Raw genomic sequence first — 16,243 nt, 5'->3', positions numbered from 1 at the left:
TGACGGTATGATTTTTGAGATATGATCATTGTATTTTGAATTGAAAATTTAGTATTATCATGGTAAAAAATAAAATTAGTGTTACTTCAGACAATATTTTTCCTATTATTAAAAAGTTTCTTTATTCAGATCAAGAAGTTTTTTTACGTGAACTAGTTTCTAATGCTATAGATGCTGTTGTTAAGTTAAAAACTTTAATAAAGTTAGAAAATTTATATGACATTGCTGATAATTTTAAAGTAAAAATTATCGTAGATAAAAAAAATAATACACTTCATATTTTAGACAATGGAATAGGAATGACGAAAGAAGAAGTAGATAAATATATTAATCAAATAGCTTTTTCCGGAGCTGAAGAATTTATTAAAAAATATAAAAATACGACAGATTCTAACATTATTGGACATTTTGGATTAGGTTTTTATTCTTCTTTTATGGTAGCAAATAAAGTTATGATATTTACTCAATCTTATAAAAAAAACGCATCATCCATATTTTGGTCTTGTGAAGGCAATCCAAATTTCATCATGAAAGAAATTGATAAAAAAGATAGAGGAACAGAAATTATTTTATCTATTCATGAAGAATACAAGGAATTTTTAGAATATGATCGTATTTTTAAATTGTTAAAAAAATACTGTAAGTTTATGCCGATCACAATTTATTTGTCCTCAAAAGACAATGAGGATAAAGAAAAAGAAATAGTGATCAATAATATTAATCCAGCTTGGAAAAAAAATACACTTCAACTGAACGATAAAAATTATTTAGATTTTTATCACGAATTATATCCAAATCAGTTAGAAAATCCTTTATTTTGGATTCATTTAAACATAGATCATCCTTTTCATTTAACAGGAATTTTATATTTTCCTAAAATAGATAAAAAAATAGATATACAAAAAGATAAAATTCATTTGTATCAAAATCAAGTTTATATTACGGATAATTTAGAAGGGATAGTCCCAGATTTTCTTAGTTTATTAAGAGGAGTTATAGATTCTCCAGATATTCCTCTTAACGTGTCACGTTCTCATTTGCAATCTGATGCATCTGTTAAAAATATATCTAAATATATCACTAGAAAAGTAGCTGATAAGTTGGATATTATGTTTAGAAATAAAAGAGAAGATTTTCAAAAAATATGGAAAAATATAAAAATTATAGTAGAGTATGGAATGATTAGTACGCAAAATTTCTTTGAAAGAGCTATAAAATTTTTTGTTTTTTATACTGTAGATAATAATTATTTTACTCTAGAAGAATTTAGAAATAAGATTAAAGAAATTCAAAAAAATAAAGAAGGTAAAATTGTTTTTCTATATTCCTCAGATCAAGAGGAACAGTATAGTTACATAAAAGATGCCAAAGACAGATGTTATGAAATTTTGATTTTTGACAGTCCACTTTCAGTTCATTTAATACATAAATTAGAATTTTCTTATCAAGATATTTGTTTTGTTCGAGTGGACTCAGATCATATTGATAAGTTAATTAATTTTCATAAAAAAGAGAATAAACCTTATTCAGAACTTTCTGAAAAAGAAAAACAAGATTTAAAGAATTTCATTAAGCATCATATAACAGAAAAAAATTTGAAATTTTCTATACAATTAGAAGATTTGTCAGAAACAGACAATCCTTTTTTGATTATCATCCCAGAATTTTTAAGAAGGATAAAAGAAATGAATTCTACTATCGTAGGAAAAAATATGGAAGAAAAAGATCAAGAAAAATATTATCAATTGATAACAAATACAAATCATATTTTGATGAAAAAAATATTAAAAGAAACATCAGAAGAAAAAAGAAAAAAAATTATACAAGAAGCTTTAAATTTAACTTTATTATCCAAAGGGTTACTCTATGGAAAAAATCTTACGAATTTTATATCAAAAAAATTTAAAGATCTTACTAAAGAACAAGAATAAGTATTTATTTATTAAATTTTTTTAATTTAATTCCTGTTAATATTTTTTTTGTGTACAATGGAAAATCTGAATTCTGTATCCATCCATAATAATTGGGATCTTTTTCGAAGGTTTCAAAAACTTTTTCTCCTTTATATTTTCCAAAATTAAATATTTCGTCTCCTTTTTCATCAATTTTCACGAATCCAGCGAGATCTGCTATATTTTTTTGATGAGAAAATTGGTTGAGACTTTTTACATCTTTTTTTAAGTTTTCATATTTTTCTAATTGTGCTAATAATATTTCGTATGTAGCAAATGTATCCGCTTTAGAACTATGAGCTTTTATTAGATCTTTACTACAATAATATTTATAAGCAGCAGAAAGAGTTCTAGGTTCCATTTTATGAAAAATAACTTGAACATCTATAGTTTGATATTTTTTAATATCAAAAGATATTCCTGCTCTAAGCATTTCTTCTGCTAAAATAGGTATGTCAAATCTATTAGAATTATATCCTGCTAAATCTGTATTTTCAATCATTTTTAAAATAGAAAAAGCTACATCTTTGAATTTTAGTTTTCCTTCTACATCTTCATCTTTAATGCCATGAATAGCTGTAGATTGTGGTGGAATAGGAATACCAGGACAAATTAACCAAGTTTTATCTTCCTGTTTTCTATTAGGAAATATTTTTAATATGGATATTTCTATAATTCTGTCTTTACCTATATTGATTCCTGTTGCTTCTATATCAAAAAAACAAATAGGACGATGCAGTTTTAATTTCATGTTTTTAGTATGAATTTTTTTGTTTTAATTTTTTATGAAAATAGATTGAGGTTATTATATAAAAAACAATAATACATGGCAAAGCTATTACATGTAAAGTTAATAAAAGAAATGTACTAATCAATAAAAAAAAATAGCGCATTTTATTCTTTTTCCAAGAAAAATTTTCAAAATTTAAAGAAAACATTGTAATCTTGGATATTAAAAAATAACATGAGAAGAATATCATAAAAAGCATTGTAATAAAATATATGATTTTTTTATTGCTAAAAAAGATAGCATGATTTGTAATTATGACAGATAAAGAAGAAAAAAACAAGGCATTAACGGGTGTTGTTAGTCCTACGACATAATTATTATTAGGAGTAATATTAAATTTAGCTAAACGCCATGCAGAAATAATGGAAATAAAAAAAGCTGAATATTCAATAAATGGAATTGGTGTTATTTTTTTCAGTAAAATAAAAACTATTATAGATGGAACTAATCCAAAAGAAACCATGTCTGCTAAAGAATCCAATTCTTTTCCAAATGGATTTTTGTTTTTTATCAATCTAGAAAACAAACCATCCAAAAGATCAAAAATTATTGAAAATAAAGTAAAAACAGCAGAATGATTAAAATTTTTATATTGCAAAAATATAATAGATATGCATCCACAAAATAAATTTAATAAAGTAAATATGTTAGGAATTATTTTTAGTGTAATCAACATATGTAAATAAAATTATTCTAAAATAGTAAATATTATTTTATGATGATTAAATTATTTTGTGAAATTTCTAATTTTTCTATTAAAGAAGAATCTTTCTTTATTAAAGAAATTTGTATTTTATTAAACAATGAAGGGATGTTTGTTGGAAATATTAACTATATTTTTTGTAATGATGATTATCTTTTAGATATGAATAAAAAATATTTGAGAAAAAATTTTTACACAGATGTACTTGCGTTTAATTATTCTATCAATAAATATATTTCTGGAGATATATTTATTAGTATAGATCGTGTTTATGATAATTCCAAACAATGGAATCAATTTTTTATCAGTGAATTAAAACGTGTTATGATACATGCTATATTACATTTTTTAGGATATGATGATCATAATCATATAGAAAAAAAAATCATGAAAAAAAAAGAAGAGTTTTATTTAAATTTATTTCAATTCTAAAAAATTATGTTTTTAGATGTATATGATGTTATTGTGGTTGGAGGAGGACATGCTGGAGTAGAAGCTGCTTCTTCCGCTTCTAATATGGGATCAAAAACTTTGCTCATTACTACTAATTTACAAACGATAGGTCAAATGTCATGTAACCCGGCTATAGGAGGAATTGCTAAAGGTCAAATTGTTCGAGAAATAGATGCTTTAGGAGGTTATTCTGGAGTCATTGCAGATCTTAGTACAATTCAATTTAGAATGTTAAACAAATCTAAAGGACCAGCTATGTGGAGTCCTAGAGCTCAATGTGATAGAAGATTATATTCCTGTTATTGGAGATCTTTTTTAGAAAAAAATGCTAAATTATATCTATACCAAGATACAGTAACATCTTTAATAATAGAAAAATATAAAATTAAAGGAGTAAAAACTTATTTTGGATTAAAAATTAAAGGAAAAACAGTAATTCTTACAAATGGGACTTTTTTAAATGGAAAAATACATATTGGAGAAAAAAAAATTAATGGAGGAAGAATTTCAGAACAAGAAGTCAGAGGACTTACGGAACAATTAACTAGAAGTTTTGGATTAAAATTTGGAAGAATGAAAACAGGAACATCTCCAAGAGTAGATGGACGTTCTTTAAATTATGATAAAATGAAATCTCAAAATGGAGACATAAATCCAAAAAAATTTTCTTTTTTTCATAATCTAAAAAAACTAGAACAACAAAGGAAATGCTACATTACTTATACTAATCAAAAAATACATGATTTTATACGTAATCATTTCAATGATTCTCCCGTTTATACTGGATCCATTCAAGGTGCTAGTCCCCGATATTGTCCTTCTATAGAAGAAAAAGTTTTTCGATTTTCGGATAAAAAAGAACATATTATTTTCGTTGAACCAGAAGGATGGAATACCGTTGAAGTATATATAAATGGATTTTCTACTTCTTTTTCAGAAGAAATACAATATCAATCTTTAAAACAAATTTCCGGTTTTGAAAATGTAAAAATATTGAAACCTGGATATGCTATTGAATATGATTATTTTCCACCAGAACAATTAAAAGCTACTTTAGAAAGTAAAGTGATAGAAAATCTTTTTTTTGCTGGACAAATTAATGGAACAACTGGATATGAAGAAGCGGCAGCGCAAGGATTAATAGCAGGAATTAATGTTCATTTAAAAATTCATCAAAAGGAACCATTTATTCTAAAAAGAAATCAGGCTTATATTGGAGTTTTAATAGATGATTTGATTACAAAAGGAACAGAAGAGCCTTATAGAATGTTTACTTCAAGAGCTGAATATAGAATGTTACTGCGACAAGATAATGCTGATGAAAGATTGACCCCTATGGGATACAATATAGGTTTAATTTCAGAAGAAAAAATGATACAATTAGATAGAAAAAAATCTAAGATAGAGAAATGTATGTATTTATTTCAGAATAAAAATTTTGATCCAAAAACCATAAATTTTATTTTAGATGCTAAAAAATCTCCTAAAATATATCATGATAAAAGAATAGAAACTATTTTATCTCGTTCTGAAATTGATATTAAAGATATTATATCCATTCCATTTTTAATGAAAGAAATTAAAAAAAATGATTTTTCTCAGGAAATATTGGAACAAGTTTCGATTCGGATTAAATATAAGGGATATATAGATAGAGAAAAAGAAAATGCAAAAAAGCTATTAAAATTAGAAAGTCTTAAAATTCCGAATAATTTCGATTATAAATCAATCAAATCTCTTTCTTCAGAAGCAAGAGAAAAATTAGATTATTATCGTCCAATATCATTAGCTCAAGCTTCAAGAATTAGTGGAATCTCTCCTTCTGATTTAAGTATTTTACTTATTCATATGGGTCGTTAAATTGTTCTATCTTTTGTTTTATTGGATACAATAAATAAATCTTCATCTTCTTTTTTCATATAAAATTTTTCTCTTGCTAATTTTTCAATATATTTAGAATCTGTAGTTAATTTCTTTAATTGAGTTCCTTCTAATGAAACCTTTTTTTTCAAACAATCTCTATTGTGTGTCATGTTCTGAATGTTTTTTTTAAATTTATAGTGTAAAACTAAAGAATTAGAATCAAAAAAAGATATCCATATAAAGAAAGAAATGCTAATCCAAAAATATTTATTTTTAAATATTTTATATTTTTTTTTTATCATGATCAAAAAAACGGGTTAAAAATGTGTGAATTAACATACTCATAATCCAGTAAATAATAAAAAAGGATAAAAAAAATACACACCAAAAACCAGATATAGTTATGAATAAAAAAAACAAAAATCCTATAAATTTAATAATCATGGATATTATAATTTTTAATAAATTTCGTTAAAAATATAACAATGACATATAGAATAGAAAAAGATATTTTGGGAGTAGTTAAAGTTCCTTTTAATAAATATTGGGGGGCACAAACAGAAAGATCTAGAAATAATTTTAGAATTGGACCAATGGCTTCTATGCCAATAGAAATTATTCATGCATTTGGTTTTTTAAAAAAAGCAGCCGCTCATGTTAACTTTGAGTTAGGTCTTTTATCTAAAAAAAAGAAAGACATGATATCCTTAGTTTGTGATGAAATTATAGAGGAAAAATTAAATGATCAATTTCCTTTAGTGATATGGCAAACGGGATCAGGGACTCATACCAATATGAATATCAATGAAGTGATTTCTAACAGGTCTCATGTTTTAATGGGAGAAAAATTAGGAAGTTCTAAACCTTTTATACACCCCAATGATGATGTGAATATGTCTCAATCATCTAATGACACTTTTCCTACTGCAATGCATATAGCTTCTTATCAAAAATTAGTAAATAAAACTATTCCTTCTATACAGAAATTAAAAAAAACTTTGGAAGAAAAATCAAGATTATTTCATAATGTTATTAAAATAGGAAGAACCCATCTTATGGATGCAACTCCTATTACTCTAGGACAAGAATTTTCTGGATATGTTTCTCAAATAGATCATGGATTAAATGCTATAAAAAAAACTTTAGATCATCTTTCTGAATTGGCTATAGGAGGGACAGCTGTTGGAACAGGATTGAATGCTCCTAAAGGATATGATGCAAAAATAACCGAATATATATGTCAATATACTGGTTTTCCTTTTAAAGTAGCAAAAAATAAGTTTGAAGCATTATCATCTCATGATGCAATAGTGGAATCTCATAGTGCCCTTAAACAAATAGCTGTTTCTTTAATAAAAATATCAAATGATATTCGTTTCTTAGCTTCTGGACCACGTTCAGGAATTGGAGAAATACATATTCCGGAAAATGAACCCGGATCTTCTATAATGCCAGGAAAAGTTAATCCGACTCAATGTGAGGCTATTATTATGGTTTGTACTCAAATTATAGGGAATGATATAGCTATTTCTATGGCCGGATCTTCAGGAAATTATGAATTGAATGTCGCTAAACCATTAATGGCATATAATTTTTTACAATCTTCCCAACTTCTTTCAGATGCTTGTACTTCTTTTTCTTCTTTTTGCGTAAAAGGAATAAAACCAAATTATAAGAAAATTAAAGAATTTTTGGATAAATCTTTGATGCTAGTAACTGCTCTTAATCCTCATATTGGATACGAAAAATCAGCAAAAATAGCGAGATCTGCTTATGAAAATAATAGTACATTAAAAGAAGAAGCGATTCGATTAGGATATTTAACACTTCATGAATTCGAAAAATTAGTGAATCCATCTAAAATGGTATAAAAATTAAATTATTTTTTTTAAAAAAACAATTTTTCTACATTCAAATGAATAATATCGGATATTTTTTCCTCTGACATAGAATAAATCTGTGATAGTTTTTTCAAGATAATTCTTAAATATTCCGGTTCATTTCTTTTTCCTCTAAAAGGATGTGGAGCAAGATAAGGGGAATCCGTTTCTAATACTATATGATTCAAACTTATTTTATGTAAAAATTGGCTAATATGATTATTTTTAAAAGTAATCATTCCTCCAATACCTATTTTTATTCCAAAATCAATAATTTTTTTAGCTTGATCCAAAGTTCCGGAGAAACAGTGAAAAACTCCTTTAAGAGAAGAGTTTTTTTCTTTTGATAAGATATGAAAAACTTGATCAAAAGCTTTTCGACAATGTATAACTATAGGTAATCTTTTTTTTTTCGCCCACTGTATTTGAGTTTTAAAAGCATATTCCTGTTCAGAAACAAATTTCTTTTCTATATGTAAATCCATTCCTATTTCTCCAATAGAAATAAAGGAATGTTTACATAACCATGTTTTAATATTTTTCAATTCTTTATCTAAACTATTTGGATTTACTTTATTAGGATGTAACCCTATCATAGAAAAACATACATTAGGATATTTTTTTTCTAATTTTAATATATTAGGAATAGTAGAACTATCTATAGAAGGAAGTAAAAATCTATTGATTCCTTTATGAAAGGCTTTTTGTATTACAAAACTAATATCTTCATCAAATTCTTTCATGTATAAATGGGTATGAGTATCAGTAATTTTCATGTAATAATTAATTTCAAGTTTTTTTTTTTAAATTAAAAAATTTTATGAAAGCTTATTTATTTCCTGGTCAAGGATCTCAATTTGTAGGAATGGGAAAAGATTTATATAAAAATTCTCATTTAGCAAAAAAATTATTTCAATTATCTAACGAAGTTTTAGGTTTTAAAATTACATCTATAATGTTTGAAGGATCTATCGATACTTTAAAAAATACAAAATATACACAATTATCGATTTATATATATTCAGTTATAAAAGCAAAAATATCAAAAAATTTTAAACCTGATATGGTAGCTGGACATTCTCTAGGGGAATTATCTGCTTTAGCAGCAATTAATGTCTTCTCTTTTGAAGATGGATTAAAACTAGTGAATGAAAGAGCTTCAATTATGCAAAATATTTGTGAATTAACTTCTGGAGGGATGGCTGTAGTGTTTGGGTTAAAAGATTCAGTTATAGAATATGTTTGTAAAAAAGATCATGGAATTATAGTTCCATCTAATTATAATAGTCCTGAACAGTTAGTTATTTCTGGAGAAATTCAAGCTTTAAGAAGAGTTTGTTCCTATCTAAAAAAAATAGGAGCTAAAAAAATATTGACTCTTCCTGTTCATGGAGCTTTTCATTCTCCAATTATGGAACCAGCCCAAAAAAAATTTCAAAAAATTGTAAATAAAATTGATTTTAAAGATTCTAAATATCCAATATATCAAAATGTAACGGCTCTACCTGTTAAAAAATCTAATGAAATAAAAAATAATATTGTAAAACAATTGACGGCTCCAGTTAAATGGAAACAATCTATAAAAAATATGATGGATCATGGTGCCATTTTATTTACAGAAATAGGTCCAGGCAATATTTTACAAGGTTTAATTAAAAAAATTTCAAGAAATTTTGCTTAAAAATATAAAATGCCTCGACATAGATATAGACATTTTTTTTATAGTCATGGAAAACTATTGTTAACAGGAGAATATTTTATTTTGTGTGGAGCCTGTGGATTAGCTTTACCTACAATTAAAGGACAGTCATTAACTATCTTAGGTCAGAATTTTTCTTCTGTTTTACATTGGAAATGTTACGATGAAATCAATAAACTTTGGTTTGAAGGAATATTTCAGCTTCCTTCTTTAGATATTTGCTATGAAACAGAAAAAAATACAGCTCTTAAACTAAGAGATTTATTATTAAAATCTAAAAAAATTCAAAAAAACTTTCTTCCTAATTCATTAGGAATATATGTTAAAACACAATTAGAATTTCCAAGAAATTGGGGGTTAGGGAGTAGTTCCACATTAATTAACAATATCGCAAAATGGGCCAAAATAGATCCTTACATGTTGTTAGGTCATTCTTTTCCAGGAAGTGGATATGATATTGCTTGTGTTTCAATTTCAAAACCTATAATTTATAAATTATGTAATAAAAAACCTCATATAATTCCCATAGAATTTAATCCACCATTTAAAGATCAACTTTTTTTTCTTCATCTCAATAAAAAACAGAATACTTGTGATGAAATACAATATTTTTACTCTAATATATCTAACATATCTCATGAAAATATTGAATCCATATCTTATATAACTTTAAAAATTCCTTTTTGTAAAACATTAAAAGAATTCGAAGAGTTATTGCTAAAACATGAAAAAATTATATCAAAAATACTTAATATTCCTACTATTAAAGAAATATATTTTCCAGATTATTTAGGAATTGTCAAAAGTTTAGGTGCTTGGGGAGGAGATTTTGTTTTGATAAGTTCTAGAAAAGGAATGAAAAATTATTTTTCTAAGAAAGGATTTAATACTCTAATTTCATTTGATGAAATGATTTTCAAAATATAAAATAAAAGTTATTTATATTAATCATATATAATTAAAAATTTATTATTATGTACAGTGTCGTAAATTTTAATATCAATGGATATCATTACAAATTTCCTGTAATTTATGGAACTTGTTATGATAAAGCTATTAATATCTCTAAATTAAGAGAAAGTACAGGCTTTATTACATTTGATCCAGGATTTAAAAACACAGGAATGACTAAAAGTTCCATTAGTTTTATAGATGGAGAAAAAGGAGAACTATTATATAGAGGATATCCTATTGAACAAATCATTAAAAAATGTTCGTTTATAGAAACGAGTTATCTTATTTTAAATGGAGAACTTCCTGATACTGCACAACTAAAGTCTTTTTCTGAAAGAATAAAAAAATTTAATCATCTTCATAAAGAGATGAATCAAATCCTTGATCATATTCCTAATTTTTATCATCCAATGGGAATTTTATCTTCTTTGACCTATATTTTAGATGCATTTATAGATTGTTTACAAGAAGAAGATATGTATATTCATTTGTTAGCCAAATTACCTATGTTAGCAGCTTTAACTTACAGGAAAAAAGTTGGGGGACCTCCAACTCATCCAGATCATCATCTGGATTATATATCTAATCTGTTAAAAATGTTTTTTTCTGTTCCTAATCAATCTTATGAACATAATCCGATTATTGCGGATGCTTTAAACAAACTTTTAATATTACATGCAGATCATGAACAAAATTGTTCCACAACTACCGTTCGTTTATTGGGTTCTGCTCATGCAGGATTATTTTCATCTATATCTGCAGGGATGACTGCTCTTTGGGGTAGATTACATGGAGGGGCGAACCAAGCTGTAATTGAAATGTTAGAGGATATTTTAAAAAGTGGAGGGAATATAAAAAAATGGATAGAAAAAGCAAAAAATAAGAAAGATCCATTTAGACTTATGGGATTTGGACATAGAATTTATAAAAATTTTGATCCTAGAGCTAAAATAGCTAAACAAGTAGCTGAAAATGTGATTCAAGAATTAGGAATTTCTGATCCAATATTAGAATTAGCAAAAAATCTTGAGGAAAATGCTCTACGAGATTCCTATTTTATAGAAAAAAAACTTTATCCTAATATTGATTTCTATTCTGGTATTATTTATCAAGCCATAGGGATTCCAAAAGATATGTTTACTGTTATGTTTGCTTTAGGTAGATTGCCAGGATGGATGGCTCATTGGAAAGAAATGAAATTGAACAGAGATCCTATAGGTAGACCCAGACAAATTTATATAGGATATAAAAAAAGAAATATAAAAAAATAGTGCGGGCGAAGGGATTCGAACCCTTACGCCTAATTGGCATCAGATTCTAATTCTGACGTGTCTACCGGTTTCACCACGCCCACTTGTTTTAAAATTTATAATGAATTTTAATGAAAATAAAAAGAAGATGATATAATTTTGTGATTTTTATTCATAATACGATATTCTGTGTATTCAAATGAGTCTATTGGAATTATTTTAATCCATTTTTTATATTTTAATAACCATTTTTGTTGAATTGAAGGAAATCCTTTTTTTAAATAAGCTGAAACAAAAGAATGAATATGTAATTGTATTCCTTTATGATTTTTTACAATAGTTTCTAAAACAAATTCCAAATGATGAATATAATTTTCAGGAGAATTTTTATTGTTTATATTTATTTTTTTTAATTCAGGTCTGACTCTATGACGGGTAAATTGAACTAATCCAAATTTATTAGGAGGTAAAATGTGGTGTTTTGCTCTATCGTTTTTCATTTTTTCCTTTAAATGTTCATATAGTTGTTTTTTTTGTACAGAATCAGACATATCTATAAAATCTACGACAATTATACCTCCCATGTCTCTCAATCTAAGTTGTCTGGCTATTTCTGTTGCTGCTAATAAATTGATTTTCAAAATATTATCTTTTCTTTCTGATTCTGTACAATTTTTCATCATGTGATTACTCGTTCCACTATTAACATCTATAACATGTAAAGCTTCAGTATGTTCTATAATAAGATAAGCTCCATTTTCAAGAGGAACATTTTTACCTAAAAAAATTTGTATTTGTTTTTCTATTCCATATTTTTTAAATATGGGAACATTTCCTTTATAATATTTAATTATGTTGGTTTTTTCTGGATAAATTAAAGATAAATATGAATGAATTTCCTGGCAAAGAAAACTATTATTACAATAAATCGATTGAAAATCGTTATTGAATATATCTCTTAACAAACAATAAGTTTTACTACTTTCACTCAATACTCGAACTGGAGGCAAAAGTTTCATTAAATTGTTTAATGTTTTTTTCCATTTTTTGATTAAAAAAATGAGTTCCTCATTCAAAACTTTTTCTGTTTCATTGTCCGCAACTGTACGAATAATAACACCAAATTTATGAGGTATTATTTTCTTTATGTAAGAAATTAATCTACTTCTTTCTTTTACATTCTTTATTTTTTTAGAAATAAAAATTTTTTCTGAAAAAGGAATAAGTATTAAATTTCTCCCTGGAATGCAAATTTTTGTAGTAAGTTTTAGCCCTTTATTAGAAATCGGCTCTTTGGAGATTTGAACCAATATTTTTTGTCCAATATACAATATATGATCTATAGAATTATTATCTTCTAAATGATTATATTCTTTTTTTACGTGATTTTTGGATATAAAATTCAACATTTTATCTATTTGAAATCCAACATCATCATAATGTAAAAAAGCTCCTTTTGAATGTCCTATATCTATGATAGCAGCATTTAATCCATATAGAATTTTTTTAACTATTCCTAAATATATATCTCCTACAGAGAATTTTTTATCAAAAATATCTATATGAAGCTCCAGTAATTTTCCTTCTTCTAAAAGAGCTATCTTAACTTCTTGTTCTTCTGCATTTATAATTAACTCTTTATTCATACACACAAAAACAAGGAAAAAAGTTTTATAACTTACAATAATTTATTATTTCTTTTTATGTCTATTTTTTCTATTTCTTTTTTTTCTTTTATGAGTTGCTATCTTACGTCTTTTTCTTTTTTTTCCGTTTGGCATAATTTTCATTTAGTAATTTAATTCATAGATACTCATTATTTCATTCCTATTTCTTTATAGGAACATTTTTTTTCACTAATTCTGTAAAAGATTTTGCAGGTTTAAATGCTGGTATATTATGCGCAGGAATTACAATAGACATATTTTTGGATATATGACGTCCAAGTTTTTTCGCTCTATATTTAATAATAAATGATCCGAATCCTCTTAAATAAACATTTTCTCCAGACGTTAAACTTTGTTTTATTTTTTTCATAAATATTTCTATAACCTTTTGTGTATCAATTTTTTCAGATCCAGTTTCTGATATGATTTCTGTTATTATATCTGCTTTTGTCATGTTAAATCATTATATCAAATAACAAAATTTGGTTTCCTAAATATACCAATTTTTTATAAAATTGCTCTAAAATTAAAGGTATATGGATTTTAACAAAAAAATAATAAATTGGTACAAAAAAAATTATCGAAAATTTCCTTGGAGAGAAACTAAAAATCCATATTATATATTGGTTTCAGAGTTTATGTTACAGCAAACAAGAACATCACAAACCATAAAGTATTATTTAAATTTTATAAAAGAATTTTCAAGTTTAGAAAAACTAGCTAAAGCAGAAGAAAAAGATGTGTTGAAAAAGTGGGAAGGTCTGGGGTATTATTCTAGAGCAAAATATTTACATTCTTTTGCTATAAAATTAAAAAATGAAAAAATTTTTTTCCCTAAAAAATATCAAGAATTAATAAAATATAAAGGAATAGGTCCATATACAGCAGCAGCCATTGCATCTATATGTTTTCATGAAGTTATCCCTGCTATTGATGGAAATGCTTGCAGAGTATTTTCCAGATACTTAGGAATTTATAATGATATTACATCTACAACTACAAAAAATATGTTTCGAGTTATCGTTTCAAAAATGATGGATTTTGAACAACCAGGAATTTTTAATCAAGCAATTATGGATTTAGGTTCTATTTTATGTACTCCAAGAAGTCCTAAATGTTTATTATGTCCAGTTAAAAATTCTTGTTTTTCCATTAAAAATAGAACTGTATATAAATTACCTGTAAAAAAAATAAAAAAGTTTATAAAACATAGATTTTTTTATTATCTTTTCGTATGTGATCAAAATAAAAATATTTGTTTAAACAAAAGATCTACTAAAAAAGATATATGGAGGGGTCTTTATGATTTTCCTTTAATAGAATCGGAAAAAAATCTTTCAATTTATGAAATAGCTGATAAAATTTGGGAAAAATTTAGAGTGATTTTTTTTAACACTTTGATTTATCAAATAGAACATAAACTTACTCATCAAATTTTATCAATTAGATTTTTAAATTGTGAAATTTTACAAAATTTTGATAAAAATACATTTTTTGATAATTTTTTTTTTATACCATATAATAAAATAAACGAATACCCTTTTCCTCGTCCTATTGTCTTATTTTTAAAACATGAAAAAATGATTTAGTTTTTATTTTCAATGAATTTTAGTATGAATTTAAGATCCTTTTTTTTATCATATTTATTTTATAAAAATTATTATCAAAATTTAATCTCATGGAAAAAGAATCTTCGACGAATGTTTTTTTAGAAAAAACTTTATATTTTGTTTTTTATTTTGCATTAATCATAATACTGTTATTATTCTCCGCACTAATATCTGGATCAGAAACTGCTTTTTTTTGTATTGAAAAAAAAACCATTGATAGAGAAAGAAAAAAAAACTCTTGGAAAGGAAATATTGTATTTAAAATTCTAAGAGATAAAAAAAAATTATTAGCAACAATATTAATATCTAATAATTTTTCTAATATTGGAATTGTCATATTAAGTTCTTATTTAATTACAGAATTTTTACAAAACAAATATTTTTTTGTTTATAAGCGATTTCATGTTCCTGTTAATTTTATTTTAGAGGTAGTCGTTCTTACTTTTATTTTACTTTTATTTGGAGAAATAATACCTAAAATATATGCGAGTAAAAATAATTTTCGTTTTGCTATTTTTATGGCAAAACCCTTAATGGTTCTTAGCAAAATATTATATCCAATTAGTAAAATTATAATTTTGATTTCAAAATCTATAGAAAAAAAAGTAATAAAAAAAAAGAATATTATTTCTGTAGACCAACTTTCAAAGGCTTTAAAAATTACATCTCCAAATCAAAAAAATGTTAAAGAATGTCAATTCTTGCAAAGAATTGTTGATTTTGGAAATACAGAAACACATCAAATTATGACTCCAAGAATAGATATGTTTGCTTTAAATCGAACCATAAATTTTTCTGATGTTTTAGAATTAGTAACCTATCAAGGTTATTCTCGTATTCCTATTTATAAAGATAGTATTGATGATATAGAAGGAGTTCTTTTTGCTAAAGATTTGCTTCCGTTTATTTATGATAAAAATTTTAAATGGAATAGACTAATTCATAGTCCTTTTTTTGTTCCAGAAAAAAAAAAGATAGATGATCTTTTAAACGATTTTAAAAAAAGGAAAATACATTTAGCTATTGTGGTAGATGAATACGGAGGAACATGTGGATTAGTCACTCTTGAAGATGTGATAGAAGAAATTGTGGGAGATATTATTGATGAATTTGATGAAGATGACATGTCTTACTCTAAATTAAATCAAAATAATTATTTGTTTGATGGAAAAACATCTTTAATTAACTTTTATCGTATTATGGATATTAAAGAAGAAGTTTTTTTTGAAAATAAAAAAGGTGATGCAGATACTTTAGGAGGATTTATTATGGAAATAAATAAAGAGTTTCCAAAAAAAAAACAGAAAATAAATTTTTTAAACTATTCTTTTATAATAAAAAGTATTGATCATAAAAGAATCAAAACTATAGAAGTAATAAGAAAAAAAAATGAATTAGACAATGTATTATAAAAAAATTAAA

Annotated in this window: 15 protein-coding genes and 1 tRNA gene; 9 read left to right on the top strand and 7 right to left on the bottom strand. The window is 25.1% G+C overall.

Annotated elements, in window-relative coordinates; translation table 11 throughout:
• Positions 1-59 precede the first annotated feature (59 nt).
• The gene (gene htpG / locus BGIGA_RS00545; RefSeq protein ID WP_014726434.1) at positions 60-1,931 is read left to right on the top strand and encodes a molecular chaperone HtpG; all 1,872 of its coding nucleotides are present in this window, start codon (positions 60-62) and stop codon (positions 1,929-1,931) included.
• A gap of 4 nt (positions 1,932-1,935) precedes the next feature.
• On the opposite strand, the gene BGIGA_RS00540 is transcribed toward htpG, so the two are convergent.
• Together BGIGA_RS00540 and BGIGA_RS00535 are read right to left on the bottom strand one after the other, a co-directional pair.
• The gene (locus BGIGA_RS00540; RefSeq protein WP_014726433.1) at positions 1,936-2,703 is read right to left on the bottom strand and encodes a 3'-5' exonuclease; all 768 of its coding nucleotides are present in this window, start codon (positions 2,701-2,703) and stop codon (positions 1,936-1,938) included.
• Positions 2,704-2,707: 4 nt separating this feature from the next.
• A complete protein-coding gene (locus BGIGA_RS00535) occupies positions 2,708-3,418 on the bottom strand; it encodes a phosphatidylcholine/phosphatidylserine synthase (RefSeq protein WP_014726432.1) in 711 nt (236 codons plus the stop codon).
• A gap of 39 nt (positions 3,419-3,457) precedes the next feature.
• On the opposite strand from BGIGA_RS00535, the gene ybeY reads away from it, so the two are divergent.
• Together ybeY and mnmG are read left to right on the top strand one after the other, a co-directional pair.
• Entirely contained in the window at positions 3,458-3,877 is a 420-nt protein-coding gene (gene ybeY / locus BGIGA_RS00530) for an rRNA maturation RNase YbeY (protein WP_014726431.1), read from the top strand.
• 6 nt (positions 3,878-3,883) lie between these two features.
• A complete protein-coding gene (gene mnmG, locus BGIGA_RS00525; protein ID WP_014726430.1) occupies positions 3,884-5,758 on the top strand; it encodes a tRNA uridine-5-carboxymethylaminomethyl(34) synthesis enzyme MnmG in 1,875 nt (624 codons plus the stop codon).
• Here the strand turns inward: mnmG and BGIGA_RS00520 are convergent.
• The gene (locus BGIGA_RS00520) at positions 5,755-6,063 is read right to left on the bottom strand and encodes a septum formation initiator family protein (protein WP_014726429.1); all 309 of its coding nucleotides are present in this window, start codon (positions 6,061-6,063) and stop codon (positions 5,755-5,757) included. The two genes, mnmG and BGIGA_RS00520, sit on opposite strands and share 4 nt — an antisense overlap.
• A 183-nt stretch (positions 6,064-6,246) precedes the next feature.
• On the opposite strand from BGIGA_RS00520, the gene fumC reads away from it, so the two are divergent.
• The gene (gene fumC, locus BGIGA_RS00515) at positions 6,247-7,632 is read left to right on the top strand and encodes a class II fumarate hydratase (protein ID WP_014726428.1); all 1,386 of its coding nucleotides are present in this window, start codon (positions 6,247-6,249) and stop codon (positions 7,630-7,632) included.
• Positions 7,633-7,649: 17 nt separating this feature from the next.
• Here the strand turns inward: fumC and BGIGA_RS00510 are convergent, their stop codons facing one another.
• A complete protein-coding gene (locus tag BGIGA_RS00510; RefSeq protein WP_014726427.1) occupies positions 7,650-8,417 on the bottom strand; it encodes a TatD family hydrolase in 768 nt (255 codons plus the stop codon).
• A gap of 44 nt (positions 8,418-8,461) precedes the next feature.
• Here BGIGA_RS00510 and fabD point away from each other — a divergent pair, with 44 nt between their 5' ends.
• Genes fabD through BGIGA_RS00495 form a run of 3 tightly spaced genes read left to right on the top strand, consistent with a single transcriptional unit; the run spans position 8,462 to position 11,565 of the window.
• Entirely contained in the window at positions 8,462-9,322 is an 861-nt protein-coding gene (gene fabD / locus BGIGA_RS00505; protein WP_014726426.1) for an ACP S-malonyltransferase, read from the top strand.
• 9 nt (positions 9,323-9,331) lie between these two features.
• Positions 9,332-10,267: a GYDIA family GHMP kinase gene (locus tag BGIGA_RS00500; RefSeq protein WP_014726425.1), complete on the top strand. Its 936-nt coding sequence runs from the start codon at positions 9,332-9,334 to the stop codon at positions 10,265-10,267.
• 47 nt (positions 10,268-10,314) lie between these two features.
• Positions 10,315-11,565, top strand: a complete 1,251-nt coding sequence (locus BGIGA_RS00495) for a citrate synthase (protein ID WP_014726424.1) — start codon at positions 10,315-10,317, stop codon at positions 11,563-11,565.
• Here BGIGA_RS00495 and BGIGA_RS00490 read toward each other — a convergent pair.
• The 3 genes from BGIGA_RS00490 to BGIGA_RS00480 form a co-directional block, all read right to left on the bottom strand.
• Positions 11,566-11,648 (bottom strand) — tRNA-Leu (locus BGIGA_RS00490). It abuts the gene before it with no gap.
• A gap of 24 nt (positions 11,649-11,672) precedes the next feature.
• Positions 11,673-13,190 carry an Rne/Rng family ribonuclease gene (locus BGIGA_RS00485; protein WP_014726423.1) on the bottom strand — a complete coding sequence of 506 codons (1,518 nt, stop codon included), beginning with the start codon at positions 13,188-13,190 and terminating at the stop codon, positions 11,673-11,675.
• A 181-nt stretch (positions 13,191-13,371) separates the two neighbouring features.
• Positions 13,372-13,665 (bottom strand): HU family DNA-binding protein, encoded by a 294-nt coding sequence (locus tag BGIGA_RS00480; protein ID WP_014726422.1) that lies wholly within the window; start codon positions 13,663-13,665, stop codon positions 13,372-13,374.
• Positions 13,666-13,747: 82 nt separating this feature from the next.
• On the opposite strand from BGIGA_RS00480, the gene BGIGA_RS00475 reads away from it, so the two are divergent.
• Both BGIGA_RS00475 and gldE read left to right on the top strand, forming a co-directional pair.
• Entirely contained in the window at positions 13,748-14,800 is a 1,053-nt protein-coding gene (locus tag BGIGA_RS00475; RefSeq protein WP_014726421.1) for an A/G-specific adenine glycosylase, read from the top strand.
• An 89-nt stretch (positions 14,801-14,889) separates the two neighbouring features.
• Entirely contained in the window at positions 14,890-16,233 is a 1,344-nt protein-coding gene (gene gldE, locus BGIGA_RS00470) for a gliding motility-associated protein GldE (RefSeq protein WP_014726420.1), read from the top strand.
• Positions 16,234-16,243 lie beyond the last annotated feature (10 nt).

This window comes from Blattabacterium sp. (Blaberus giganteus), assembly GCF_000262715.1.
In the GTDB taxonomy this organism is placed as follows: domain Bacteria; phylum Bacteroidota; class Bacteroidia; order Flavobacteriales; family Blattabacteriaceae; genus Blattabacterium.
This window is presented reverse-complemented; position numbering and strand designations above follow the sequence as displayed.

Excerpts from the sequence above, each read along its gene's own strand:
- BGIGA_RS00485 (WP_014726423.1), bottom strand. The coding sequence starts at position 13,190 with ATGAATAAAGAGTTAATTATAAATGCAGAAGAACAAGAAGTTAAGATA.
- BGIGA_RS00500 (WP_014726425.1), top strand. The coding sequence starts at position 9,332 with ATGCCTCGACATAGATATAGACATTTTTTTTATAGTCATGGAAAACTA.
- BGIGA_RS00510 (WP_014726427.1), bottom strand. The coding sequence starts at position 8,417 with ATGAAAATTACTGATACTCATACCCATTTATACATGAAAGAATTTGAT.
- BGIGA_RS00535 (WP_014726432.1), bottom strand. The coding sequence starts at position 3,418 with ATGTTGATTACACTAAAAATAATTCCTAACATATTTACTTTATTAAAT.
- ybeY (WP_014726431.1), top strand. The coding sequence starts at position 3,458 with ATGATGATTAAATTATTTTGTGAAATTTCTAATTTTTCTATTAAAGAA.
- fabD (WP_014726426.1), top strand. The coding sequence starts at position 8,462 with ATGAAAGCTTATTTATTTCCTGGTCAAGGATCTCAATTTGTAGGAATG.
- BGIGA_RS00480 (WP_014726422.1), bottom strand. The coding sequence starts at position 13,665 with ATGACAAAAGCAGATATAATAACAGAAATCATATCAGAAACTGGATCT.
- fumC (WP_014726428.1), top strand. The coding sequence starts at position 6,247 with ATGACATATAGAATAGAAAAAGATATTTTGGGAGTAGTTAAAGTTCCT.
- BGIGA_RS00475 (WP_014726421.1), top strand. The coding sequence starts at position 13,748 with ATGGATTTTAACAAAAAAATAATAAATTGGTACAAAAAAAATTATCGA.
- BGIGA_RS00520 (WP_014726429.1), bottom strand. The coding sequence starts at position 6,063 with ATGATAAAAAAAAAATATAAAATATTTAAAAATAAATATTTTTGGATT.
- gldE (WP_014726420.1), top strand. The coding sequence starts at position 14,890 with ATGGAAAAAGAATCTTCGACGAATGTTTTTTTAGAAAAAACTTTATAT.
- BGIGA_RS00540 (WP_014726433.1), bottom strand. The coding sequence starts at position 2,703 with ATGAAATTAAAACTGCATCGTCCTATTTGTTTTTTTGATATAGAAGCA.
- htpG (WP_014726434.1), top strand. The coding sequence starts at position 60 with ATGGTAAAAAATAAAATTAGTGTTACTTCAGACAATATTTTTCCTATT.
- mnmG (WP_014726430.1), top strand. The coding sequence starts at position 3,884 with ATGTTTTTAGATGTATATGATGTTATTGTGGTTGGAGGAGGACATGCT.
- BGIGA_RS00495 (WP_014726424.1), top strand. The coding sequence starts at position 10,315 with ATGTACAGTGTCGTAAATTTTAATATCAATGGATATCATTACAAATTT.